Below are 901 nucleotides of genomic sequence, written 5' to 3'. Positions count from 1 at the left end.
CACCATCGTCTGCCGCACGGAGTGCGGATCGGTGTTGGCGATGACGATGATGGTGTCGCTGCGTCCCGTCGGCGACAGCTCGCCCGCCAGGTGCTTCGCGAAGACGAGGATGGCGTCGTCGTCGCTCCAGTGGATGGTGAGGTTGCGCAGCTGGCGCAGGGCCGGGTGGTCACGGCGGATCTCGTTCAGGCGTCGCAGCCACGGTGCGAGCGAGTCGCCGCGCGCTTCGGCGCCCTCCCAGTCGCGCACCTTGATCTCGTACTTCTCGTTGTCGATGTTCTCTTCCGAGCCCGGGCGCGCCACGTTCTCGAACAGCTCGTAGCCGGCGTAGACACCCCACGTCGGCGCGGCCGTCGCAGCCAGCGCCGCGCGGATCGCGAAGGCCGGCCGGCCGCCGAACTGCAGGTACTCGGTGAGGATGTCGTGCGTGTTGACGAAGAGGTTGGGCCGCATGAAGTCGGCCGTCTCGGTGGCGATCGACGAGAAGAACTCCTCGAGCTCCTTCTTCGTGTTGCGCCAGGTGAAGTACGAGTAGCTCTGCTGGAATCCGGCCTTCGCGAGGGTCTGCATGACCTCCGGCCGGGAGAAGGCTTCGGCCAGGAACACCACATCCGGGCGCTCTGCGTTGATCGTGGCGATCAGCCACTCCCAGAACTCGAGCGGCTTGGTGTGCGGATTGTCGACGCGGAAGATCGTGACGCCCTGCGCGATCCAGTGCCGCACGACCCGGAGCACTTCGGCGTAGACACCCGCGGGATCGGTGTCGAAGAAGACCGGATAGATGTCCTGGTACTTCTTCGGCGGGTTCTCGGCGTAGGCGATCGATCCGTCGGGGAGCGTCACGAACCACTCCGGGTGCTCGATGACCCACGGATGGTCGGGGGAGGCGTTGAGCGCGAGA

The 901-nt window shown here is 66.1% G+C and carries 1 pseudogene; it reads right to left on the bottom strand.

Features of this window, described 5'->3' with window-relative positions:
- Positions 1-901, bottom strand: a pseudogene (locus tag ACE3O1_RS09565) (alpha-1,4-glucan--maltose-1-phosphate maltosyltransferase); the annotation flags it as partial.

Source organism: Microbacterium sp., assembly GCF_041909575.1.
Classification (GTDB): Bacteria; Actinomycetota; Actinomycetes; order Actinomycetales; family Microbacteriaceae; genus Microbacterium.
Note: the sequence above shows the minus strand (reverse complement) of the source record. Positions and strands in the feature narration are given on the sequence as shown.